This is a genomic window from Puniceibacterium sediminis, from assembly GCF_900188035.1.
Taxonomy (GTDB): Bacteria; Pseudomonadota; Alphaproteobacteria; order Rhodobacterales; family Rhodobacteraceae; genus Puniceibacterium; species Puniceibacterium sediminis.
Genome location: NZ_FZNN01000001.1, coordinates 1 through 23,997, shown reverse-complemented (window position 1 = coordinate 23,997; position 23,997 = coordinate 1). Strand labels below are relative to the sequence as shown.

Here is a 23,997-nt window from a genome sequence, read left to right as displayed (position 1 = left end):
CCTGTCACACCCTGCCCGGACTGACGCCACGGGGGACACAAGATCCCGCCCGGGCACAGTTTGGGGGGAAATCAGAGACATGCGGGTGCTGCTGGTCGAGGATACGCGGGACGTGGCCGAGGCCATCGTGATCCGGCTGGAGCGCGCGGGCATGGCCTGCGATATGGCCGGTACACTGGATGAGGCACGCGGATACGTCGATGTGCAGGGCTATGACGTGATCGTGCTCGACATCAACCTGCCGGATGGCATTGGCACCGAACTGCTGCAGGAGTTGCGCGCACGCGGGTTGCGCACGCCGGTGATCATGTTGACGGCCTTGTTTTCGGTGGATGACCGGGTATCGGCGCTGAACCTTGGCGCAGATGATTATCTGGTGAAGCCATTCGATCAGCGGGAACTGGAGGCGCGCATTCATGCACTTTATCGCCGTGAGCAGGGGCAAAAGAGCGAAGATATCACCCTTGGCGATCTGGTGTTTCATCCAACCGCCAAGACGGTGACGGTGCAGGGGCAGTTGCTGGCCCTGACACGCCGGGAATTCGCGTTACTGGGGCTGCTGATCCGCAACATGGGGACGCTGATGGCCAAGGAACGGCTGTACGAGCGGCTGTTTTCCTTTGACGATGCGGACGTGGGTCTGAACGCGATCGAACTATATATCGCGCGGCTGCGCAAAAAGCTGTCCGGCAGCGGCGTGCGCATCGAAACCCAGCGCGGGCTGGGGTACCGGATCGTGGTTGATGAATAGCCACATTCCGCCGTGGCAAATGTCGCTGGTCGCCCGCGTGGCGCTGGCCGTCGCGCTGTTGCTGGGGGTCGGCGGTGTGCTGGTGTCGATTGCGGCCTTTGCCTATGGGCGGCAGGCGGCGCAGGATGCCTATGATCGGCTGCTGGTCGGGGCGGCGACGGATATCGCGGCGTCAATCTCGGTCGACGGGGGCGATCTGCTGGTGGATCTGCCGATCTCTGCCTTTCAGCTGCTTGCGCTGGCCCCGGACGACCGCATCGCCTACCGCGTCACAGGCCCGGGCGGAGAGGTGCTGACCGGCTACGCTGACCTTCCCGACCCGCCCGAAACCCCTGCAACCGGGCTTGATTTCTACGACGCGGCGTTTTTCGGCGAGGCCGCGCGATATGCAGCGGTCACGCGGCGGTTTGCCGAGCGCAACGTTTCGGGTCCGGTCGAGGTGATCGTGGGCCAGACCCTGCGCGCGCGCCGCGCACTGGCGCTTGAGATCACCCAGCGTGCGCTGGTGGTCATGGCCGGCGCCGGGGTGCTGATGTCCTTGCTCGCGGTGTTTGTGGTGCGGTCTGCCCTGCGCCCGCTGGACCGTCTGGCCGAGGCGGTGGCCCGGCGCGATCCTTACGACCTGACCCCGATCAAGGCGCCCGTGCCGAAAGAGGCGATCGGCATGGTTAGCGCCCTGAACGGGTTCATGGGGCGGATTGATCAGCAGGTCCGGGCGATGCGCGGGCTGATTTCGGACACCGCGCATCAGCTGCGCACACCCGTCGCAGCGCTGCGGGCGCAGGCCGATCTGGCAGCGGGCGAACCGGACGGGACACGGCGGGATGCCATCGTCATGCGTATTCACCGACGGACGGTCGATCTGGGCCATCTGCTGGATCAGATGCTAAGCCGCGCGCTGGTGATCCACCGAGCCGAATCCGTGCGGCGCGAAGCGGTGGATTTGCGCGATGCCGCGCTTGAGGTCGTCGAGGCCGGGGATTTTGCCCTGACCACGCCGGGGGTCGAGATACGACTGGTGATCGGGGAGGCCGAAGTGCCGGTACAGGGCGACCTGCTGTCGCTGACCGAGGCGGCAAAGAACTTGCTGGGCAATGCGGTGAAATACGGCGCCTCTCCGGTGCGGGTCGGTGCCTCGGTCGAAGAGGGGCGCGCTGTTCTGTGGGTCGAGGATGGTGGCAGCGGACCGGCACCGGCCATCCTTGATCGGCTCGGCAGCCGGTTCGCTCACAATTCAGCCGTGCGGGGCGATGGGGCGGGGCTGGGTCTGGCCATCGCGGCAGCCGTGGCGCAGGCCTATGGTGGTGAGCTGGTTCTGGAACGGGTCGATGCGGGATTTCGGGCCGCGCTGGTGCTGCCACTGGCAGAGGGGTCGGTATGAGAATTCTGTTTCTGATGATATGCCTCTGGGGCCTGCCTGCCACCGCGCAAGAGGTCAGCCGCAGCTTTGGCCCCGCACTGGCCACAACCCGTCTGCTGGTCCGTTCGACCACGGATATCAACGTCTTTGGCCCGGTGATCGATGCCTTTCTGGCCACCCGCCCGGGACTGGCCATCGATTACGAACAATGGGGGTCGAACGCGCTATTCGACCTCAGCCTTGCGGATTGTGCTGTCGGCAGGCCGGGGGCCGATGTGGTCATATCCTCGGGCGTGCATCAGATGGTGCAAATGGTGAACAACGCCTGCGCCGCGCCGCATGTTTCCGCGCTGACGACCGCCCTGCCCCCCGCACTGCGCTGGCGGGATGAGCTGTGGGGGATCACGCGAGAGGCGGCAGTGATGGCCTACAACCGCGATCTGGTCCCCTTGGATGACGTGCCGCTGACACGCTTTGACCTGCTGGACCTGCTGCGCCCGACGGCGTCGCCCTATGCCGGAAAGGTTGCGACCTATGATGTCGAATCCTCGGGATTGGGGTATCTCTTTGCGTTCTCGGACGCGCGCGAGGCGACGACATTCGGCGCCTTGCTGGAAAGTCTGGGCCGGACCGGTGCGGTTGCAACCTGCTGTTCCGCCGAGATTATCGCGGGGGTGGCCGACGGGACCTACCTTATCGCCTACAATGTGCTGGGGTCCTATGCACAGGTCGCAGCCCAAAGCGATCCGCGCATCGGGATCGTGCTGCCGCAGGATTATACGCTGGTCCTGTCGCGGGCGCTGATGATCCCCAAGGCGGCCACCCATAGCGCCGAGGCAGCGGCGTTTCTGGATTTCCTGCTGTCGGTTCAGGGGCGCGCAGTGCTTGCCGACGTGCTACTGATCGACCCGCTGACCGACGATGCCAGCGCCGAGGAACGCCCCCCGGTGTCCGAAACCACCCTGCGCCCCATCGGGCTGTCGCCCGCGCTGATTGTTGCGATGGATCAGCAGAAGCGCGCCCAGTTCATCCGACGCTGGCGCGAGAATTTTTCGAACCAGGATCTGCGCTGACAAATCGGTGGAACGCCAGATCGGCACCGCCCGGCCATCATTCGGATTGTCTGAACTGCCATGTCCGGGTGCGATGGTGCCCAGACGTGAGAGCAGGGATTAATCTATGTGCCAGTGGGAAAAAATCTGGTCCGGATATTCACCATTTCACGCATGCAAGGGATTTGCGCTGGCCTTCCCGGACGAGGCGCTGCGATGATCCAGATGCTGCGGGACTCAGGCTGAACGCATGCTATGTATTGTGGTACAAAAGACGAGGGAGACAACACCATGAAAACCACGACCCGACTGCTGGCCGTTCTGGCCGGCACCACGCTTCTGACCCAGGCGGCCGCCGCACAGGAGTTGAACGCGCTGGTGTGGTGCGATCATACCGATGACGCGCTGATCAAACCGTTCGAGGACAAGTTCGGCGTGAAAGTGAACCTCAAGGAATATGAGGGCACCGGTGCCGCGCTGTCCCTGATTGAACAGAGCCAGCCGGGCGACTGGGATGTGCTGGTGGTCGACGGGATCGATGTTCCACGCGTTGTTTCGGCCGGAATCCTCGGGCCGCTGCCGGTGGGAGACCTGCCTTATGATTCACTGTTTCCCGAGATGGTGATGGAAGAAAACCATGTCATCGACGGGCAGACCTACGCGATTTCGGAAAAGTTCGGCTATAACACCGTGTCCTTCAACTCGGCCGCAGTCAGCGCCGAGGATCTGTCGGACATGACCGCGCTGTGGTCCGACAATGCCCCCGGCAGCATGGCGGTCTATGACTATTACGTGCCGGTGATGGGCATGGTGGCCATGGGTCTGGGCATTCCCACGGCCGACATCACACTGGACGACCTGCCCGCGATCGAGGCGGCGCTGATGAAGCTCAAGGACAATGCGTCGTCGGTTGGCGAAGTGGTGTCATCTCAGACCGCCATCGCGACCGGAGAGGTCGATATCCTGTTCGGCGGCGGCGAATGGGTTACGGCGGGCCTCACGGGCGATCTGCCGGATCTCGACTGGCTGATCCCGGAACAGGGTGCTGTGCGCTGGTCACAGTCCATCGGTGTCTTTGCCGACAGCAAACAGCCCGATCTGGCGGTGGAATTCGTGAAACACGTGCTTTCCCCGCAGGGACAGGCCGCACTTGCGACGTCGTCCTGTTACTGGGCGATGCCCGCCAACAGAATGGCCGGCGCCATGATGACCGACGAACAGAAAGCCGCGCTGCGCTGGGATCAGCAGGTGGACTATCTGAACAAGGCCGATCTTTACCCCACGCCGGACGCCGATCTGGATGCGGCGATGCAGGATGTCTGGACACGCTTTCTTGCGCACTAGGGCATGAGCAAGACCCTGACGATCGAGGGTCGCGACAGGCGGCGGGCGCTTGCGCTTGCCGCCCCGGCGCTGCTGTGGACGCTTGTGTTCTTTGCCCTGCCTTTCGGGGTCATGGCGGTGCTGAGCCTGTGGCAGCGCACCGATCAGGGGCTGGAAGCCGCCTGGACGCTGGCCAACTACGCCAAGTTCGCCAGCAGCCCCGCCTATCTGCAGGCGGCGCTGAATTCGCTTGAGATCACAGTGGTCGTCACGGTCCTGTCTGTGGCGCTGGCCTATCCGCTGGCGTGGATCATCGCGGTGGAACTGCCCGCGAAATACCGCCGCCTTGCGCTCGCGCTGGCGGTGGTGCCGTTCTGGACGTCATATGTGGTGCGATCCTATGCGTGGTCGCTGGTGCTTGCCAAACGTGGCGTGCTGAACGGATGGCTGGGCGATCTGGGCCTGCCGCTGATGGACCTTGCCAATTCGCGCGCGGCCACGGTGATCGGGTTCACCCATTTTTTCACCATGCTGCTGACGCTGACGATCTACGCCAGCCTTGTGCAATTGCCGCCCAACCTGCGCCGCGCGGCCGCCGATCTGGGCGCGGGACCGGTGCAGATCTTTCGGTTTATCGTCTGGCCGCTGGCCCTGCCCGGGGTGATGGTGGGTGCCTTTCTGACATTCGCGCTGTGCATCGGGGACTATGTGACGCCGCAGATTCTGGGCGGCGGCAACGACCTTGCCCTGCCGCAGCTGGTGATGCTGCAGATCGGGCGACGGGCGGATCTGCCGATGGCGGCAGCGCTGTCGATTGTGTTGATGGCGGCGGTGACACTGGCCTATATCGCCATGGCGCGCTGGATGAAGGAGCCGTCAAAATGATGCGCTTTGCCGCCTGCGCGACCTATATGGCGCTGCTGTACGGGTTCATCTTTCTTCCGGTGGGCGTGCTGGCTCTGTTTTCGTTTCAGGACGGGCGGTTCCCGATTCCGCCATTTCAGGGGTTTTCCCTGCGCTGGCATGCCGAGGTGCTGGGCGATGCGGACCTGATCGCCGCCCTGCTGAATTCCCTGATGGTGGCCTTTGCGTCCTCCGCCATGGCGGTCACGCTGGGGTTTCTGGCGGCCCGTGCCGTGGCCACAGGCCGCCTGCCCAGGGCCAAGGCGATCAGTGCCGCGCTGACCGCCCCCCTTTCGGTCAGCTATCTGGTGATCGGTCTGGGCCTGCTGGCAAGCTTTAACCTGATGGGTCAGAGCCTGTCGCTGGCCACCGTCGCGGTGGGCCATATCGTCATCAACACACCGCTGTGCTTTGCCATCTGCGCCGCCGCCATTGGCCCGGCGCAGCAAAGCGCGGAACGGGCGGCACGCGACCTTGGCGCGTCAGAGTTGCGGGTGATGTGGCTGGTGACGGCTCCGATGATCCTGCCTGCACTTCTGGCCGCGTTCCTGCTGTCAGTGACCTTCAGCTGGGATGAATTCATCATCGCCTTCCTGCTGTCACGCTTTGACGTGACCCTGCCAGTCGAAATCTGGTCGCTGCTGCGGTCCGGCCTGAACCCCAAAACCAACGCCGTTGGATCACTGGTGTTCATGCTGTCGGCAATAGCGGTGCTGGGGGTGGAACTCGCAACCATGAGGCGGAAATGACTGCACCCATCGACATAAACGGCCTGACCAAACGCTATGGCGACGCGATGGCGCTGGCCGGTGTGGACCTGGGAATTGATGCCGGGGAATACTGCGTGCTGCTGGGGCCGTCGGGCTGTGGTAAGACAACGCTGCTGAACATCATCGGCGGGTTTGCCGACCCTTCGGGTGGCACCTTGCGGATTGGCGGGCGCGACATGGTCGGTGTGCCTGCGGCGCAGCGCCCGACGACGACGGTGTTTCAGGACTACGCGCTGTTTCCACACATGAGCCTGCTCGACAACGTCGGTTTTGGCCTGCGGATGCGCGGTGTGGGGCGTTCAAAGCGGCACGCAAAGGCCGAAGAGATGCTGGACCTCGTCGGCCTTGCCGGTGCCGGGCGCAAACGTCCCGCGGCGCTGTCCGGTGGTCAGCGGCAGCGCGTGGCGCTGGCCCGGGCGCTGGCGGTGGACCCGGATGTGCTGCTGCTCGACGAACCCCTGGGTGCGCTGGACCTGAACCTGCGGCGCGCCATGCAGGACGAGTTGAAGGACATCCAGCGCCGGGTCGGTGCCACCTTTGTCCACGTCACCCACGATCAGGAAGAAGCCATGGCCATCGCCGATCGCATCGTGGTGATGAACGCCGGACGGATCGAGGATCAGGGCCCGCCCGAACGGGTTTACCGCCGCCCCGCCACCCGCTTTGTTGCCGCCTTTCTGGGCGAGATGAACTTCATCCCCGCAACCGTGCAGGCGGGCCGCGCCGTGACTGCCTTTGGCCCGCTGGGGCCCAAAACGGACCTGCGCGACGGCAGCCGCGTCGCGGTATGTGCCCGCCCGGAACACCTGTTCCCCGGGGCGGGAGAGACGCTTGGCAAAGCCACCGTACGGGAATCGGTGTTTCAGGGAAGCAGCCGCAGGGTGACCGTAACCCCCGAGGCCGCCCCCGATACGACATTGCGCGCGCAACTGCCCGTGGGCATGGATGCAATGGTGAATGACGTGCTGACACTGGCGCTGGACAGCGGTCACGTTACCCTGCTGGAGGACGCATGATGCGTGCAAGAGCCGAAGACTGGTGGCGTGTCACCCGGCTGGATGACGGGATCAGCCTGATCGATGAGCCGCATATTCTGCCCTTCTACCGCTGCAACTGCTGGCATGTGCAGGGCAAGGACGGCGATCTTCTGGTCGACAGCGGCATGGGCGTGGTTTCCTTGCGCGACTGGGTGCCGCTGGTCACCGAACGCCCGCTGCTTGCCGTCGCCAGCCACACGCATTTCGACCATATCGGCTGCCACCACGAATTTGACCACCGCGCCGTGCACCGGGCCGAAGCACACCTGCTGGCCAACCCGGAACGCCGCGCCGTTCTGGCCGACCCCTATGTGACGGACGAGATTTTCGAAACGCTTCCCCCCGAACCCTACCAATCCGCGCGTTACACCGTCACCCCGGCCCCCGCGACACGTCTGCTTGACGATGGTGAGGTGATCGACGCCGGTGGGCGGTTCTTTGAGGTGGTCCACACGCCGGGGCATTCGCCCGGCGGCATCGCCCTTCTGGAACGCGCAACGGGCGTGCTGTTTTCAGGCGATATCATCTATGACGGGCCGCTGATCGAAGACACTTACCATGCGGATATCGGGGATTACATCGCCTCCATGCGCCGCCTGCTGGACCTGCCGGTGCGGGTCGTGCACGGCGGACATTTCCCGAGTTTCAGCGGTGAACGCCTGCACGGCATGGTCCGTGATTGGCTGAAGGCGCATGATGCATGACGCGTCCCCCGGGGGAAGTCTGTCCAAGGCCAGAGCCATCCGACGGAAATCATGTGACAGCGCGTAGAATCAGGTAATATCTGCGTGACCTTCTGTGCTTTTGCAGCGGGCCGCTGTCTGCCTGGTGTAGGCAAAGCCGACATTGAGGGTAGAGCAAACAGATGGCCATCTTGAGACAGTTCTTCCTTGGGGCGATCGTGATCGCCGGAACGCTGGCGATCTGGCTGGCCTATGTCCCCTCGGCGGCGACATGGGTTGCAGGGACCGGGCTGCTGGATGCATTGGGCATCGAGCTGACCGACACCACCCCGCCCCCACCCGAGGCGCGCAGGTCTGGCGGCGGTGCGACGCAGGTGATCACGGCGGCGGTCACGCAGGGCACGCTGAACGACCGGATCACCGCGGTGGGCGACGGGCGCGCCCTGCGTTCGGTCATCGTCCGGTCCGAGGCGACGGGGCGCATCATCGAAATCGCTTTTGACGCCGGAAGCTATGTGCAGGAAGGCGCGGTCATGGTGCGGCTGGATGACGAGGCCGAGCAGATCGCGCTGGAACGTGCCCGTCTGACCTTGACCGATGCGCGCGACGAGGTGGATCGCCTGTCGTCCCTGCAGAACTCGGGCGCCGTCACGACGGTGCAGATCCGTACGGCAGAGCTGGCTCTGCGCAATGCCGAGCTTGAAATCCGTCAGGCGGAATTCGATCTGGCCCAGCGGGTGATCAGGGCGCCGATCTCGGGCTGGATCGGGTTGTTTGAGGTTGATCAGGGTGATCGCATCCCGGCGCAGGCAGAGCTTGCGACGATGACCGACCGGTCTCAGCTGCTGATCGACTTTCGCGTGCCGGAACGGGTGATCGGCCAGCTGAAACCGGGCATGACGGTGGAACTTTCGCCTCTGGCCAATCGCGGTCAAGTGCTGATCGGCACGGTCGCCACGCTCGACAACGTTGTGGATCGCTCAAGCCGGACCCTGCGGGTGCAGGCGCGGATCGACAACGGCGATGACACCCTGCGCGAAGGCATGGCGTTTTCGGTCGTGCTGCACTTCGCAGGCGAACAATACCCATCCATCAACCCGCTGTCGGTGCAATGGTCCAGCGAGGGTTCCTTTGTCTGGGTGGTGCGCGAAGGCCGCGCAGAGCGCGTGCCGATCGTGATCCGTCAGCGCAACAGCGATTCCGTTCTGGTCGAGGCAGAGCTGACCCCCGGTGAACAGGTGGTGACCGAGGGCGTGCAAAGTCTGCGCCCAGGAACCGAGGTGGAGATCGCGAAGGATCAGGCGGAAAACCGCGCCAGCGCCGACGCCACGAACCGCAGGCGGGGCTGAGATGAGCAACACCCCGGCACCCGAGAAGACATCAGGCACGGCGCTATTCGTACAGCGGCCGATCCTTGCCTTTGTGCTGAACGCACTGATCGTGATTGCCGGGATCGCGGCACTTTTCGGCGTCGAAATCCGCGAATTGCCCGACGTGGACCGCCCGGTCATCACCGTGACCACCCAATTTGACGGCGCATCGGCCGAAACCGTGGATCAGGAAATCACCGCCCGCGTCGAGGGCGCGGTGGGCCGCCTCGCCGGGGTGCGCAGCATCTCGTCCAACTCGCGTTTCGGGCGCAGCCGCGTGACGCTGGAATTCAACGATGACGTCGACATTGACGTCGCCGCAACCGACACCCGCGATGCGGTGGCGCGGATCGCCAACGCCCTGCCCGATGACGCCGACCAGCCCCAGATCGTCAAGGCCGACGCCAATGCCCAACCGGTGATCCGGGTTGCCGTCACCTCGGCCAGCCGGTCGCCGCAGGAGCTGACCCAGATCGTGCAGGACCGGGTCGAGGACCGGCTGATTTCCATCAACGGGGTGGCGGATCTGCAAATCTACGGCGACCGCGACCCGATCTTTCGCGTCGACATCGACCAGATGCAACTGGCCAGCCGCGGCCTGACCCTGGCCGATTTGCGCAATGCCTTGGGGACAATCGCCTTTGACGCGCCAGCCGGGGACCTGACCGGCGACCGGCAGTCGATCAACGTGCGCACCACGGCGGCGGTCAGCACCCCGGCGGACTTTGAGGCGCTGAAAATCAAGGACGATGTGATCCTTGGCGATGTCGCTTCGGTCACCCTTGGCCCCGCCCCGAACGAAACCATCCTGCGCGCCAACGGTCAAACCGGGCTGGGTCTGGGCGTGATCCGTCAGGCGACGTCAAACACGCTGGAAATCTCGGCCTCGGTCCATCAGGTGGTGGCGCAGCTTGCCCAGACCTTGCCACAGGATGTGAACATCTTTGTCACTTCGGATGATGCGGTGTTCATCAACGGATCCATCAAGGAGGTGCTCTGGACGCTGGCCCTTGCCGTGGCCATCGTGGTCGTGGTGATTTTCCTGTTCCTGCGCAATGTCAGCGCCACGCTGATCCCCACGCTCACCCTGCCCGTCTCACTGATCGGCACGCTGGCGGCGATCTACATGGTTGGCTTTTCCGTCAACATCCTGACCCTTCTGGCGCTGGTTCTGGCGACGGGCATGGTGGTGGACGATGCCATCGTGGTGCTGGAAAACATCGTGCGCCAGCGCGCCGCCGGGATGGGCCCGCGCGCGGCGGCGGTGATCGGCACGCAGCAGGTGTTCTTTGCCGTCGTCACCACCACCGCGACGCTTGCGGCGGTGTTCATCCCGCTGTCCTTTCTGCCGGGTCAGGCGGGTGGGCTGTTCCGCGAATTCGGCTTTACCCTTGCCATCGCGGTGTCGCTGTCATCGGTCGTCGCGCTGACCCTGTGCCCGGTGTTGGCAAGCCGCCTGTTGACCGCCGAACCGGCAAAAAACCCACGCGGGCCGATGATTTGGCTGGGCAACCGGCTGGCCGGGTTTTACGCGGTGACGCTGAAGGGCGCGCTGGCCGTGCCCTTGGTGATCGTGCTGGCGGCGGCGCTGTTCGCGGTGACGGCGTTGTTCGTTGGCAGCGGCATCCGGCAGGAACTGACCCCGCCCGAGGACCGCGCCATCGCCCTGCTCCGGGTCAGCGCGCCGCAGGGCGTTTCGCTGAATTATACAACCTCCAAGATGCAGGAAATCGAACGTGCCGTGCAGCCGCTGGTTGACAGCGGAGACATCCGGAATGTGTTCGCCATTGCCGGTTTCGGTGCGAACAACGGTGGTTTCATGGTGATGGCGCTGGCCCCCTGGGATGAACGCACACGCGGACAGGCCGAGATCGTGGGCGAGATCAACGGCAAGCTGCGCGGCATCATCGGCGTGCGCGCCTTTGCCATTCAGCCCAACAGCCTCGGCATTCGCGGGGCGGGTCGCGGGCTGACATTTGCGTTGACCGGCGACAGCTATGCGCAACTGGCCGAGGTGTCGCAAAAGCTGGTGGAACGGATGCAGGAAAACCCCGCGTTTGGTCAGGTTCGGCTGGAATATGAAACCACGCAGCCGCAGTTGTTCATCGAGATAGACCGCACCCGCGCATCCGATCTTGGCATTGATATCAGTGGCTTGGGCGACGCCCTGCGCGCCGCACTTGAAGGGCGCAGCATTGGTACGGTGTTTGTGCAGGACAAGAGCTATGATGTGCAGATGCTGTCGACCACTGACCCGGTGAACGACCCCGGCGACCTTGAAAACGTCTTTGTGCAGACGGGCGACGGGCAGATGGTGCCGATGTCGAGTTTTGTGCGACTTGAGGAACGCGCCATCGCCCCCGAGCTGAGCCGCGAGGGGCAGAACCGCTCGGTCGAGATCACTGCGGGGCTGACGCCCGAGCTGGCATTGGGCGAGGCGCTGGCGCAGGTTCAGACGCTGGGGGGTGAGGTTCTGGCCGAGGAAAACCGCATCGTGCCACTGGCCGAGGCAGCGACGCTGGACCAGACGGCGGGTGGGTTGATGATGACCTTTGGCTTTGCGATTCTCGTGGTTTTTCTGGTACTTGCGGCGCAGTTCGAGAGCTTCATCTCGGCCATCGTGGTGATGGCGACGGTGCCGCTGGGGCTGGGCTGTGCCGCCTTTGCGCTGGCGTTTTCCGGGATGAGCCTGAATGTCTATAGCCAGATCGGGCTGGTGATGCTGATCGGGATCATGGCCAAGAATGGCATCCTGATCGTGGAATTTGCCAATCAACTCAGGGACAAAGGCGCTTCTGTGCGTGATGCGATATTTGATGCGTCGACCATCCGGCTGCGGCCTGTGATGATGACGATGATCTCGACCGTTCTGGGGGGTGTGCCGCTGATCCTGTCGTCTGGTGCGGGGGCCGAGGCGCGCGAGGCGCTGGGATGGGTGATCGTCGGGGGGCTGGGTCTGGCCACGATTTCAACGCTTTACCTGACGCCGGTGGCCTATCTGCTGCTGGCCGGATTTTCCAGACCCAAGGCGGAAGAGACGGCGCGGCTGCAAGCCGAATTGCGCGACGCGACGGCGGTCTGAGACAGCGGAAACGGCGTATGGCAAGCGTATGGTTTTGGTATGGAAACCGTATGGCTCGCGGTATGGGTTTGGCCGGTGAACGCTTTGCAACGCAAGCCGGGCCAGCGCCGGACCGCGGGAGGGCGCTGCCCCGGTTGAGCGGGGCGCTTTATGGCTGTGAGGTCATTCGTTGAGCATGGCTATGCGCTGACTTCACAAAAGCGCCAGACCGCCTCGCCAAAGGCGAGAAGATGCAGAGTGGCGCACCTTTGGTGCGACGGCGGTCCGGCGCTGGCCCGGCGCGCTGCGCGCTTGATTCCGGGCCTGCTGTTCGCTTCAGACCGCTGCCAGCCCGAGCATTTCGCGGGCCTGCTGCCAGGTTGCCACCGGGCGTTCGTATTTCTCGCACAGCTTCACGGCCTTTTCGACCAATGCCGCGTTTGACGGCGCGAGGGTGTTCTTGTCGAGGCGGATGTTATCCTCGAGCCCCGTGCGGGTGTGGCCACCGGACGAGATGCACCATTCGTTGATTTCGGCCTGATGACGACCGATCCCGGCGGCGCACCATTCGGCGCCGGGGGCCAGACGTTCGACCGTCTTGATGTAGTAATCGAACGTATCGCGGTCGGCGGGCATGGCGTTTTTCACACCCATCACGAACTGCACATACAGCTTGCCCGGGATGCGCCCGTCGCGGTTCATCTCGGCCGCCTTGTGGATGTGCGACAAATCGAACGCTTCGATCTCGGGCTTCACGCCGTATTTCTTCATCTCGGAGGCGAGCCAGTCGACCAGATCCGGCGGGTTCTCGTACACGCGGGTCGGAAAGTTGTTCGACCCGACGGAGAGCGACGCCATGTCGGGGCGCAGCGACAGCATCCCGCCGCGCGCGTGCCCGGCACCGGACCGGCCCCCGGTCGACAGCTGCACGATCATGCCGGGGCAATGCTTGCGCAGCCCGTCGAGCAGCAGGCCGAATTTTTCGGGGTCCGAGGTGGTGGTTTCGTCGTCGTTGCGCACATGGCAGTGGGCGATGGTGGCACCGGCCTCGAACGCCTGTTGCGTGGATTCGATCTGTTCGGAAATGGTGATCGGCACGGCGGGGTTGTCGGCCTTTTTCGGAAGCGATCCGGTGATGGCGACGCAGATGATACAGGGTTTGGTCATTGTCAGCTTTCAGATGTCGAAGAATATGGTTTCCTGCGCGCCTTGCAGGTGGATGTCGAAACGGTAGGTGCCGTCGGCCTCAGACTGAGCCAGCAGGGTCGGGATGCGCTGCGAATGTTCGAGCCGGGTGAGGATCGGATCCTCGGCGTTGGCTGGGGCTTCGTCCGCGAAATACATCCGCGTGTGCAGGCCAAGGTTGATACCGCGCGCGACGATCCAGAAGGTGACATGCGGTGCCTGAAGGCGGCCATCAGGCCATGCGACGCGGCCCGGTTTGACCGTCTCAAAGGTGAATTCGCCGGTCGCCATGTCGCCTGCGGAACGGCCCCAGCCGGTAAACCCGGTATCGCCGCCTTTTCCAGCGAATTTGCTGTTTGCGTCGGCCTGCCAGACCTCGATCAGCGCGTCGCGCAGGGCGGTGCCGGCGCCGTCATAAACGGTGCCCTTGATGGTGATGCGTTGCCCGGAAACATCGCCGGTGATCATCGTGGTGCCAAGGTCTTCGGGATAGACCCCGGTGATGCCGGAGAAATTCGGCGTGCAGCCGATGTGGACATAGGGCCCGGCGGTCTGGGACGGGCTTTCGCGGTAGGATTCGAGTTTCTGTACCATGTTCACAGCCCCTCTGGCCGGTTTTCGAAATGTGTCTGGCGACGGCCCCGCAGCACGATGTCGAATTTATAGGCCAGGCTGTCCATCGGGATCGCGCGGGACATATCCAGCGCGGCCACCAGCGATTCAATGCCTTCGCGCGTCGGGATGGTGTCGACGATCGGGCATTTCCAGATCAGCGGATCGCCCTCAAAGTACATCTGGGTGATGAGCCGCTGGGCAAAGGAATGGCCGAAGACGGAAAAGTGGATATGCGCCGGACGCCAGTCGTTCATCGTGTTGGGCCAGGGGTATGGCCCCGGCTGGATCGTGCGGAATTCGTAATAGCCGTGATCGTCGGTCACCACCCGCCCGCAACCGCCAAAATTGGGGTCAAGCGGGGCAAGGTAGCTTTCCTTTTTATGCCGGTAGCGCCCGCCGGCGTTGGCCTGCCAGACCTCGACCAGGGTATTCGGGACGGGGCGGCCGAATTCGTCGATCACCCGGCCATGCACGATGATGCGCGGGCCGACGGCGGATTCGCCCGCCTTTGCAAAGTTGTGAATCAGGTCGCTGTCGTTGGGGCCGAGCATGTCATCGCGGAACATTGGCCCGGTTTCTTCGGGCAGCGAGGTCGGGAAGGACAGCGGCGCAAAGCTGGGCGAACGTTTGACGGATGTCTTGTAATCCGGCGTCAGGGCGGGCGGATGCCAGCGGCGGTCGCGGGGAATGAAACCGGTCATGAGTTTTCCTCCATCTCTGACCATGTCTGTTTGGCCAGCTTGATCGCATGATTGGCCTTTGGCACGCCAGCGTAGATTGCAACGTGCTGGAACGCCTCTTGCACATCGGTCTTGGTGGCGCCGGTGCGGGCGCAGGCGCGGATGTGCATCGGGATTTCTTCGAAATTGCCAGTGGCGGCCAGCAGTGCAAGTGTCAGCATCGACCGTTCGCGCCGCGTGATGTTGTCGGATGCCCAGACCGTGCCCCAGGCACCTTCGGTGATCAGGGTCTGGAACGGCAGGTCGAAGTCAGTCTTGGCCGCCTCGGCGCGGTCCACGTGGGCATCGCCCAGCACGGACCGGCGGACGGTCATTCCGGTGTCGTATTTGTCAGTCATCAGCAGGGCCTTTCCGTTCGGGGCCATTCAGTAGGGCAGTCCGACATAGTTCTGCGCCAGTGCCGCCTGAGCGGCGGTGTTGGAGCGCAGGAATTCCAACTCGGCGCGCTGCATGCGCAGATCGAATGTGCTCATCTGCGGGAAGCGGTGCAGGGTCGAGGTCATCCACCAGCTGAAGCGTTCGGCCTTCCAGACGCGGGACAGGGCGGTGGCGGAATATGTGGCCAGTTTGGCGCTGTCGTTTTCGCGGTAATGGGCGGTCAGCGCACGGTAAAGGTAGTGCACATCCGACGCGGCGGTGTTCAGCCCCTTGGCACCGGTGGGCGGCACGATATGGGCGGCGTCACCGCACAGGAACAACCGGCCGTATTGCATCGGTTCAACCACAAAGGACCGCAGCGGGGCGATGGATTTTTCGATCGACGGGCCGGTCTGGAGCTTGGCGGCGAATTCCGGGGGGATGCGGCGGCGCAGTTCATTCCAGAACCGATCATCGGACCAGTCGGCCACGTTATCATCGGTCGGGCACTGCACGTAGTAGCGCGACAGGTGGTCGTTGCGCATCGAACAGAGCGCAAAACCGTGGGGTGAGTTGGCGTAGATCAGTTCGTGATGCACCGGCGGCGTTTCCGACAGGATGCCCAGCCAGCCAAAGGGGTAGACCTTTTCATACTCGCTGCGCTTTTCCTGCGGGATCGACTGGCGCGATACACCGTGAAAACCGTCACAGCCGGCGATGTAGTCGCAGGTGATTTCATGGTCCGTGCCGTCGCTGGTGAAGGTCACGCGCGGGCGGGTCGTGCCCTCCAGATCGGCGTTGTGGATCTGCACATCTTCGACATTGAAGAACGTCGTGCCACCCGTTTTTTCGCGGGCATCGTACAGGTCGCGCGTCACCTCGGTCTGGCCATAGACCATCACGGGATGGTCGGTGTGGTCGGTGAAATTGATGCGGAAATGCTGGTCATCATAGCTGATCACCGTGCCATCGTGGGGGAAACCCTGTGTGGCGATGCGGGTTTCGACCTGCGCCTCGGCCAGCAGGGCGACAAGGCCGCGTTCCAGCACACCCGCGCGGATGCGGCCCAGCACATAATCGCGGGTCTTGCGTTCCAGCACGACCGCCTCGATCCCCTGCACATGCAGAAGCTGCGCAAGCAGCAGCCCGGACGGGCCACCACCGATGATGACGACTTGTGTTTGCATATGTTCCTCCGTTTTTTACTAGATACTGAACGGGAATGACATGTAAAATGACATTTCATGCAGATTGCTTACCCAAATGAATAAGTGATGATCGACCGCCGTATCAAGTTCCGCCATATCGAATGCTTTGCCGCGATCCACCGGCAGGGCAGCCTGAAACGTGCCTGCGCGGTGCTGAACCTGACCCAGCCCGCGCTGTCCAAGACCCTGAAAGAGCTGGAAGAAATCCTGGGTGTGACCCTGATGAGCCGGGACCGGGGCGGTGTGCGGCTGACCCCCGAAGGCCGGGTGTTTCTGGAATTCGCTGAAATGAGCCTCGCCGCCCTGCGGCGCGGGGTCGACGGGGTGACATCGCTGCGCGAAAGCGGTGGTGCCGTGCTGCGGGTGGGGGCGCTGCCCAGCGTGGCGGCGCGGCTGTTGCCGCAGGCGGTGGCGCGGTTTCGCGCTCAGGCGCCGGATGTGGTGCTGGATCTGCAGGACGGCGCGCATGGGCATCTGACCGAACAACTGCGGTCGGGCAGCGTCGATCTGGTGATCGGACGGCTGGGTGCGCCCGAAACGATGACGGGCCTGTCGTTCACGCAGCTATACCTTGAACGGGTGGTGTTCGTGGTGCGGCCGGGGCATCCGCTGCTGGAGCGTGGCGCGCTGGATCTGACCGCGATTGCCGATTGGCCGGTGATCCACCCGCCCGCCGACGCCGCGATCCGCCCGCTGGTCGACCGGACGCTGATTGCGCAGGGCGTGCCGCCGCTGCGCGACCGGATCGAAACGGTGTCCGGTGCCTTCGGGCGCAACTATGTGCGGCAATCCGATGCCATCTGGATCATCTCGGAAGGCGTCGTCGCGCAGGACATGACCGACGGGCGGCTGAGCGCGCTGCCGCTGGACACCGGGCTGACGGCGGGGCCGGTCGGGCTGATGATCCGCCCCGACGACCCACCCTCGCCCGCGCGGCAGATCTTTGTCACTGCGCTGGAACAGGCCGCTGCGACCATCCGCACAGATGCGGGCGGCACGGTGGGACGGTGAAATGCCATCTGGAGGGCTGGCGTTGACCTGCCAGTCGTTCAGCGCGGGTTTGCGCGACTATGGCTTGATTTAAAAGGAAAGTGGCGATCCCGGGAGGACTCGAACCCCCAACATCCTGATTAGAAGTCAGGTGCTCTATCCAGTTGAGCTACAGGACCGTGAACCTTCTGATACCGGTTCGGAAAACGGTGCGCAAGCGCCTGCCATTTTCGTGCCCGTTCGTTTGATTTCGCCTTTGGGGCCCCAGACCTCTGGCTGGGAAGTCAGCCACTGTTTCCAGTTGAGCGTCGGGACCGCACGGCGCTGCTTGTCCGACATCGCGGACAGTTTGGCAAGGCCGGTGGCGCAGGGGATGTGGGGCGTGAGACGCGAGGTCTCAGCTGGGTCCGATCATGAAGCAGGTGACCTGACGGGCCTGCAGGCGGCGACAGGCAAGGTCCGCCATTTCGCGGCTCAGCCCCATGAAGTTCGCATCATATCCCGAAGAGCGGTTGACCACCTTGCGAAGCGAGCCATCCAGCGTCGACATCTCGGACAATGCAGTCTGCAACAGCACCTTTTCGGCGGCATATTTGCTGGGATAGCGACCGACGTTGATGCCCCAGTGCCGTCCGCCGGATGTCGAAATCCGCTCGACCACCTCGGCTTCGGGCTTGGGGGGCAGAACGACTGCGGCGCTGGCTAGAACCACCTGTGCCGGCCGCCGTACAGGCTTGATCGAGGCGGTCGGCGCGACCGCGTTGGCAACCTGCACGACCTCTGGGGCCACCTCGACCACCTCGGGCGCGGCCACGGGGGCCGTCGGTGCCGTGACGGGCTCAACCGCCGCAGTCTGAACGGTTTCAAGGAGTGTATCGATGTCGGTGCGCACCTCTGCGACCAGCAGCGGCACAGGTGCCGCCGTGGCGCGCGCCATCGGCCGCAGGCTTTTGCTTACCGCAGACGAGACGACGCGGACCGATTTCCCGCGCGTGCCCGGCATCGGATCCGAGCTTTGGGCGACCATCACATCAACTTCGCCGCGGCCCTGATAGGACGGCTTTCCCGGCGCGCGAAACGCGACACGGCTGGGCATCTTGCGAAACCCCAGATCCATAAGCTCGGCCACCTTGGCATTGCGCGACGCGGTGGAACGACCACCAAAGACAGTCGCAATCACCCGTTCGCTGCCCCGCTCGGCCGATGCGACAAGGTTGAATCCCGCGGCGCTGGTATACCCGGTCTTGATCCCGTCCGCGCCCGCATAGCTTTGCAGCATGCGGCGGTTGGTGTGCGACACGGTCTTGACCCCGGCATCCGCCGTCTGGCGGGAAAACAGGTTATAGTATTCGGGATAATCATAGATGACGTGACGGCCCAGGATCGACATGTCGCGGGCGGTCGACAGGTGCCCCGATTCGGTCAGGCCGTTGGCGTTTTTAAAGTTGGTGCGCGTCATGCCCAGCTGTTTCGCCGTGCGGTTCATGCGGCGCGCAAAGGCGGATTCGGACCCCGATATCGCCTCGCCTATCGCGGTGGCGGCGTCGTTTGCGGATTTCACCGCCGCCGCGCGCACCAGATAGCGCAGTTTGATTTTCTGGCCGGAGCGCAGGCCCAGTTTCGACGGCGGCTCGGCGGCGGCATTGCGCGAAATCGTCACCTCGGTATCCATGCTGATTTCGCCGTGTTCGACCGCCTGAAACGCGATGTAGAGCGTCATCATCTTGGTCAGGGAGGCGGGATGCAAAGGTGTATCCGCGTTTTCCGCATAAACAACTTCGCCAGATCGGGCGTCCATGACGAACGCCGCGTAGGGTGCTGCCCATGCGCTGAGCGGTACAAGAAGTACCAGCCAGAGAAAGGTGATGAAATACAGGCCTAATCGGCCCGGCTGCCTATGCCGTCCCGTCACGATATGTCGCCTTCTGCTGCCTCGTGCCCCCGAATTTTTTCGGTGGGCTTTTTATTGTTCTATTTCTCTCAACGTAACACATGAAGCGCTTCGGATAAACCCTTCAAGTGGTTAACAAATCCAGTTTTATTGTCGCGCGCTTAACCATATCTAGCGCACAAAGCGAATGGCGACGCAAGACAGGCGATTGCGGCAAAAATACGTCATCGGCGGGATCCGGCGTTCAGCCGATATCGCGCACCAGTTTCGGCAGGTCGCCCAGATCCTTCAGCGTGCGAAAACGCGGGGACTCGGGCGGGTCGGCATGTTCCAGATCCCAGATCAACTCCTGCGGGACGAAGACGCCCCAACCGCCGGCCTCGATCGCCGGGACCACGTCGGACTTCAGCGAATTGCCCACCATCATGGCCCCCGCCGCCCCGCCGGGCGTCGCGCCAAAGATCCGCGCATAGGTTGCGGGCGTCTTGTCCGAAACGATTTCCACCCCGTCGAACAACTCCCCCAGCCCCGACTGCGCCAACTTGCGTTCCTGATGCAGCAGGTCGCCCTTGGTGATCAGGACAAGGTGATGGCTGTCGGCCATTTCGCGCACGGCCTCTTCGGCATGGGGGAGCAGTTCCAGCGGATGCGCCAGCAGCTCCTGCCCCGCGCTCAGCAGTTCGGAAATCACGCTGGCGGGCACACGTCCCTCTGTCACCTCGATCGCGGTTTCGATCATCGACAGCACGAAACCCTTCACGCCGAATCCGTAGTGTCCGATATTGCGCCGCTCCGCGTCCAGCAGGCGGGCATCCAGCGTGTCCAGATCGGCATGATCCGCCAGCAGTTCGGCGAATCGGCTTTGGGTCAGCTTGAAAAACCGTTCGTTGTGCCAAAGCGTGTCATCCGCATCGAAACCGATTGTTAGCAGATTCTGCACCATTGTTCCCTTGCCACTGTTCTCGGCCCTTTTCTAAGGGCCCCGAGAGGTTATATAGAACCTCCTATGTCGACACCACAAACCAGACAGAGTCTCATGACCTACGGACAAACCGTTAACCATCCCTTTATGAGCAAGGACCCGAATCCCCCCCCGGGGGGTGATAATGACGTGGATGTGGTCGTTGACTCCAAGCCCAAGACAAAGCGCCCGCCGCTTTACAAGGTGCTGCTGCTGAACGATGACTACACCCCGATGGAATTTGTGGTGCACATTCTGGAACGGTTCTTTGGTCTGACCCACGCTCAGGCGTTCGAGATCATGCTGACCGTGCACAAAAAGGGTGTCGCCGTGGTTGGCGTCTTCAGCCACGAGATTGCCGAGACAAAAGTAGGACAAGTTATGGATTTCGCGCGCCGCCACCAGCATCCGCTGCAATGCACGATGGAAAAAGAATGACGCCTCGCCTGGCGCGGCGCTGCTGACATGGCCACATCCCGACTGACCACATGCCTGGAAGACGGCAGCGTTGTTCTGCCTTCAGAGGGCACCATCGCCCTGTTCGGCGCCACCGCTGATCATGACCTTTCAGAGCTGCCGACAGACCGCTGTCAGGTGATCCAGACCTTCCGCCCGGAACATGACGCGCTGACCGCGCGCGGTTTTGACTGTGTGACAGAGCCCGCCGGGCCCTATGCCATGGCCGTGGTGTTTCTGCCCCGCGCCCGCGCACAGGGTCAGGCGATGGTTGCCGCCGCCTGCGCCGCCGTGCCCGAGGGTACGATTTTGGTCGACGGTCTCAAGACCGACGGAATCGAGCCGATGCTCAAGGCCTGCCGCGCCCGTGCGGATGTGCAGGGCCAGATTTCCAAGGCGCATGGCAAGGCGGTCTGGTTCCCCTCGACCGACGCATTCACCGACTGGACCAGCCCCGGCCCCAGCCGCACGGCGGATGGATACCTGACCGCGCCGGGCGTGTTTTCCGCCGATGGCATCGACCCGGCCTCGGCCGCGCTGGCCGCCGCCCTGCCCGCCAAACTGGGTCAGAGCGTTGCGGATTTCGGCGCCGGTTGGGGGTATCTGTCAACACAGATCCTGACCCGCCCCGAAATCGCCGTACTGCATGTGATCGAGGCGGATCACACCGCCCTGACCTGTGCCCGCGCCAACATCGATGACCCCCGGGCCAAGTTCTACTGGGCCGACGTGCCCAGCTGGCCCTCGCCCGAACGGCTCGACACCGTGGTGATGAACCCGCCGTTCCACACCACGCGCAACGCCGACCCCGCCATCGGTCAGTCCTTTATCGCCGCTGCTGCAAAGGCGCTGAAGCCCGGCGGGCATCTCTGGATCGTCGCCAACCGGCACCTGCCCTATGAGACGACGCTTGCCGAACACTTTGGCGAAACCACCGAAGTCGGCGGCGACGGACGCTTCAAGATACTGCATGCGCAACGCCCCTCTCGCCCCCGGCGCTGAACTGGTCTAGGTTCGCGCCAGAACAACAGCCCGGGGTCCAACGCATACATGTCCTTTTCGATCGAAGGTAAGACCGCCATCGTCACCGGCGCCGCCAATGGCGTAGGCCTCGCCATTGCCCGGCACTTTGCCCAGCGCGGCGCGAATGTGATGTTCGCCGATATCGACGAAACCCGCCTCTGCAAAGAGGTGGGCGAGGTCGTCGAAGACGGCAACATGCGCTACTTTGCCGGTGATCTGCGTGAACGCCTGACGCTGGCGAACCTGCTTTCGGCCACTCTGGATGCCTATGACCGGGTGGATATTCTGGTGAACGGCAGCCGACAGATCATCGCTTCGGATCCGCTGGATATCGACGATACCTCGGTCGAATCGCTGCTGGATCAGAACCTGATGACGGCGCTGCGGCTTAGTCAGGTGGTGGCGCGGCGAATGATCAAGCAGGCGGGCGACGACTCCGAAGGCCCGATCGGCACCATCGTCAACCTCAGCTCGATCGCCGCACGGCTGACCCACCCCGACCTGCTGGCCTATTCCGTGTCCTGCGCCGCGCTTGATCAGATGACCCGGTCGCTGGCCGTGGCGCTGGCGCCCAACCGCATCCGGGTCAACGCGCTGGCCTTTGGCTCGGTGATGTCGGCCAGCCTCAAGGCGGCGCTGAAGGACAACCCCGACTACCGCGACGACATCGAAAGCCACACCCCGCTGGGGCGCATCGCATCGCCGATGGAACTGGCCGAGGCGGTGCAATTCCTCGCCTCCGAAGGCTCGGGCTTCATGACCGGTCAGGTAATGACCGTCGACGGCGGCCGCACCCTGCTGGATCCGGCGGCCGCACCGGCGCATTAGGACCAAATACTGACACGGACAGATGAGCACCGCTTGCGTCGGCTATGCGGACAAAGCACCATTTCGCTGCGGCTGCGCCAAGGTCTGCTTTGAGAAACCGAGTCGGACAAAAACGGTTCTCTGATTGCGGCTTTGTCAAGCGGGATGGCGATCTGTCCGTTCGGGGTCGTGGTTCTCTCCGAGGTCGCGCATTGCGCCTCATGATGGTGTTCGGTGGTGGATCGTCTCCAATGTCGTTTGCGGGGTGAGCAAGCGAGCCTGCCTCCCAACCGTTTTTACGAGATCGATCTACCTCCGTCCCGTCGGGACTTCGCTTCCCGCCTTCTCAGCGGCGGAAATTCAGATCAGGCAGCCGCCTCCTTTGTCCATTGATAGTCTGCGCCAGATTTCCAGATCGTCAGCATCAGGACTGAGATCTTGCGCGCGGTCGCGACTGCGGCCTTTCGGAACCCGCGTCGACTGGCCAGTCGTACTGCCCATGATTTCAGTGGTGAGAAACGCTTCACCTGGCGGATCAAGCAGGACGCCGCCTCGAACAGCAGTCCGCGCATCGTCCCGTCTCCCCACTTTGACACCCGTCCCGACCAATCTATTTCGCCGGACTGATGCCGTTTTGGTGTAAGCCCGAGAAACGCGCCGACATCAGATGCCCGGCTGAACCGGTTTGGGTTATCGACCAGGGCAATGAAACTGAGCGCGTTCACCGGCCCGACGCCCGGAATGGTCATCAAACGGCGCGCGACGGGGTGCGCCTTGGCTTTTCTCTTCACGGCTTTGTCGAGATCATCAGCCGCCAGGCACAGGGTCGAATGGGCCGCGATGAAGCCGTCAGCGATCGTGCGCAGGATCGGATCAGTCTCTCCAGCTGCTGCGAGTTGATCGCGGAACGCCTGTCTCTGTCGACCATGACCGATCCCGATCATGCGGATGCCAAAGGTTTTCAGGACGCCCCGGATGTGCCCCTCCAAGTCCTTGCGCAAGCGGATCAGACGCTCGCGTGCGCCAATCAGGCTGCGGAGCCGATCGGCCTCTTCGCTACGGATATGAACCGGAGTAAACCAGTTGGTGCGTGCGAGCTGCGCCAAGCCTTCGGCATCGGCAGAATCCGATTTATTGAGCCGCGCCGACAGGCTCTTGTGCGCTTTGCGGGCATCGATGCATGTGGTGGGAAGGCCAAGCCTCGTCATCCCGCGCTGCAGCCAGATAGAAAGCATCCCGCTCTCATGTACGATCCGGTGTAAGCGGCAGTCCATCACCCATGGCACTGTGGTTTTACTACTTGCCGAAGTTCCATGGCATGAGAGTGTCGATGTCAGTCTGCATGTGCTGATCGAGGATCTTTCGGAGTGTGGCGGCGACATAGGCTTCGGGGTTTACGGCGTTCAGGCGACATGTGCCTATCAGCGAGGCGACACGCGCCCATGTCGCGGCGC

General features: G+C 63.3%; 23 protein-coding genes and 1 tRNA gene. 14 read left to right on the top strand and 10 right to left on the bottom strand.

All coding sequences use genetic code 11. The features are described from left to right. The first annotated feature begins 79 nt into the window (after window positions 1-79). From CHB75_RS00120 to CHB75_RS00075, 10 genes are all read left to right on the top strand, one after another. Window positions 80-751 (top strand): response regulator transcription factor, encoded by a 672-nt coding sequence (locus tag CHB75_RS00120; protein WP_089268492.1) that lies wholly within the window; start codon window positions 80-82, stop codon window positions 749-751. Continuing rightward, window positions 744-2,132, top strand: coding sequence for a sensor histidine kinase (locus tag CHB75_RS00115; RefSeq protein WP_089268491.1), 1,389 nt, complete (start codon window positions 744-746; stop codon window positions 2,130-2,132). The genes CHB75_RS00120 and CHB75_RS00115 overlap by 8 nt, the downstream gene beginning before the upstream one ends. Then, window positions 2,129-3,184, top strand: a complete 1,056-nt coding sequence (locus tag CHB75_RS00110) for an ABC transporter substrate-binding protein (protein WP_245840559.1) — start codon at window positions 2,129-2,131, stop codon at window positions 3,182-3,184. The genes CHB75_RS00115 and CHB75_RS00110 overlap by 4 nt, the downstream gene beginning before the upstream one ends. A 270-nt stretch (window positions 3,185-3,454) precedes the next feature. Then, a complete protein-coding gene (locus CHB75_RS00105) occupies window positions 3,455-4,507 on the top strand; it encodes an extracellular solute-binding protein (protein WP_176439030.1) in 1,053 nt (350 codons plus the stop codon). 3 nt (window positions 4,508-4,510) lie between these two features. Beyond that, the gene (locus tag CHB75_RS00100) at window positions 4,511-5,371 is read left to right on the top strand and encodes an ABC transporter permease (protein WP_089268489.1); all 861 of its coding nucleotides are present in this window, start codon (window positions 4,511-4,513) and stop codon (window positions 5,369-5,371) included. Beyond that, on the top strand, window positions 5,368-6,138 hold the full coding sequence (locus CHB75_RS00095) for an ABC transporter permease (protein ID WP_089268488.1): 771 nt from the start codon (window positions 5,368-5,370) through the stop codon (window positions 6,136-6,138). The genes CHB75_RS00100 and CHB75_RS00095 overlap by 4 nt, the downstream gene beginning before the upstream one ends. Beyond that, window positions 6,135-7,175: an ABC transporter ATP-binding protein gene (locus CHB75_RS22435; RefSeq protein WP_089268487.1), complete on the top strand. Its 1,041-nt coding sequence runs from the start codon at window positions 6,135-6,137 to the stop codon at window positions 7,173-7,175. Before CHB75_RS00095 ends, CHB75_RS22435 begins: the two co-directional genes overlap by 4 nt. Beyond that, window positions 7,172-7,900, top strand: coding sequence for an MBL fold metallo-hydrolase (locus CHB75_RS00085; RefSeq protein ID WP_089268486.1), 729 nt, complete (start codon window positions 7,172-7,174; stop codon window positions 7,898-7,900). Before CHB75_RS22435 ends, CHB75_RS00085 begins: the two co-directional genes overlap by 4 nt. A gap of 161 nt (window positions 7,901-8,061) precedes the next feature. Then, complete coding sequence (locus CHB75_RS00080; RefSeq protein ID WP_089268485.1) at window positions 8,062-9,228, top strand: efflux RND transporter periplasmic adaptor subunit; 1,167 nt, start codon at window positions 8,062-8,064, stop codon at window positions 9,226-9,228. Window position 9,229: 1 nt separating this feature from the next. Then, on the top strand, window positions 9,230-12,331 hold the full coding sequence (locus tag CHB75_RS00075; protein WP_089268484.1) for an efflux RND transporter permease subunit: 3,102 nt from the start codon (window positions 9,230-9,232) through the stop codon (window positions 12,329-12,331). Window positions 12,332-12,646: 315 nt separating this feature from the next. On the opposite strand, the gene CHB75_RS00070 is transcribed toward CHB75_RS00075, so the two are convergent. The 5 genes from CHB75_RS00070 to pobA are packed head-to-tail and all read right to left on the bottom strand — an operon-like array spanning window position 12,647 to window position 16,394. Continuing rightward, window positions 12,647-13,477 (bottom strand): 3-oxoadipate:acetyl-CoA acetyltransferase, encoded by an 831-nt coding sequence (locus tag CHB75_RS00070; protein WP_089268483.1) that lies wholly within the window; start codon window positions 13,475-13,477, stop codon window positions 12,647-12,649. A gap of 9 nt (window positions 13,478-13,486) precedes the next feature. Further along, window positions 13,487-14,089 (bottom strand): protocatechuate 3,4-dioxygenase subunit alpha, encoded by a 603-nt coding sequence (gene pcaG, locus CHB75_RS00065; RefSeq protein WP_089268482.1) that lies wholly within the window; start codon window positions 14,087-14,089, stop codon window positions 13,487-13,489. Between the two features lie 2 nt (window positions 14,090-14,091). Further along, window positions 14,092-14,811, bottom strand: coding sequence for a protocatechuate 3,4-dioxygenase subunit beta (gene pcaH, locus CHB75_RS00060; protein WP_089268481.1), 720 nt, complete (start codon window positions 14,809-14,811; stop codon window positions 14,092-14,094). Continuing rightward, complete coding sequence (pcaC, locus tag CHB75_RS00055) at window positions 14,808-15,188, bottom strand: 4-carboxymuconolactone decarboxylase (RefSeq protein WP_089268953.1); 381 nt, start codon at window positions 15,186-15,188, stop codon at window positions 14,808-14,810. Before pcaC ends, pcaH begins: the two co-directional genes overlap by 4 nt. Window positions 15,189-15,215: 27 nt before the next feature. Further along, a complete protein-coding gene (gene pobA / locus CHB75_RS00050) occupies window positions 15,216-16,394 on the bottom strand; it encodes a 4-hydroxybenzoate 3-monooxygenase (protein WP_089268480.1) in 1,179 nt (392 codons plus the stop codon). 87 nt (window positions 16,395-16,481) lie between these two features. Between pobA and pcaQ the strand changes: the two genes are divergently transcribed. After that, the gene (pcaQ, locus tag CHB75_RS00045; protein WP_089268479.1) at window positions 16,482-17,426 is read left to right on the top strand and encodes a pca operon transcription factor PcaQ; all 945 of its coding nucleotides are present in this window, start codon (window positions 16,482-16,484) and stop codon (window positions 17,424-17,426) included. An 81-nt stretch (window positions 17,427-17,507) separates the two neighbouring features. On the opposite strand, the gene CHB75_RS00040 is transcribed toward pcaQ, so the two are convergent. The 3 genes from CHB75_RS00040 to CHB75_RS00030 all read right to left on the bottom strand — a co-directional run bounded on the left by CHB75_RS00040 (window position 17,508) and on the right by CHB75_RS00030 (window position 20,239). Further along, window positions 17,508-17,584 (bottom strand) — tRNA-Arg (locus CHB75_RS00040). Window positions 17,585-17,802: 218 nt separating this feature from the next. Continuing rightward, the gene (locus CHB75_RS00035) at window positions 17,803-19,317 is read right to left on the bottom strand and encodes a D-alanyl-D-alanine carboxypeptidase family protein (RefSeq protein ID WP_425439474.1); all 1,515 of its coding nucleotides are present in this window, start codon (window positions 19,315-19,317) and stop codon (window positions 17,803-17,805) included. Window positions 19,318-19,540: 223 nt separating this feature from the next. Then, on the bottom strand, window positions 19,541-20,239 hold the full coding sequence (locus tag CHB75_RS00030) for an HAD family hydrolase (protein WP_176439029.1): 699 nt from the start codon (window positions 20,237-20,239) through the stop codon (window positions 19,541-19,543). 126 nt (window positions 20,240-20,365) lie between these two features. Between CHB75_RS00030 and clpS the strand changes: the two genes are divergently transcribed. From clpS to CHB75_RS00015, 3 genes are read left to right on the top strand one after another with little or no spacing between them, the layout of a single operon-like run. Then, entirely contained in the window at window positions 20,366-20,695 is a 330-nt protein-coding gene (clpS, locus tag CHB75_RS00025; RefSeq protein WP_089268477.1) for an ATP-dependent Clp protease adapter ClpS, read from the top strand. A 27-nt stretch (window positions 20,696-20,722) separates the two neighbouring features. Further along, entirely contained in the window at window positions 20,723-21,715 is a 993-nt protein-coding gene (locus tag CHB75_RS00020; RefSeq protein WP_089268476.1) for a class I SAM-dependent methyltransferase, read from the top strand. Between the two features lie 48 nt (window positions 21,716-21,763). Further along, window positions 21,764-22,564, top strand: a complete 801-nt coding sequence (locus tag CHB75_RS00015; RefSeq protein WP_089268475.1) for an SDR family NAD(P)-dependent oxidoreductase — start codon at window positions 21,764-21,766, stop codon at window positions 22,562-22,564. Between the two features lie 344 nt (window positions 22,565-22,908). Here CHB75_RS00015 and CHB75_RS00010 read toward each other — a convergent pair whose 3' ends face one another. Continuing rightward, window positions 22,909-23,829: an IS110 family RNA-guided transposase gene (locus CHB75_RS00010; RefSeq protein ID WP_245840555.1), complete on the bottom strand. Its 921-nt coding sequence runs from the start codon at window positions 23,827-23,829 to the stop codon at window positions 22,909-22,911. A 10-nt stretch (window positions 23,830-23,839) separates the two neighbouring features. Next, on the bottom strand, window positions 23,840-23,997 hold a 158-nt coding region (locus CHB75_RS00005), incomplete at its 5' end, for a transposase domain-containing protein (RefSeq protein WP_141135057.1).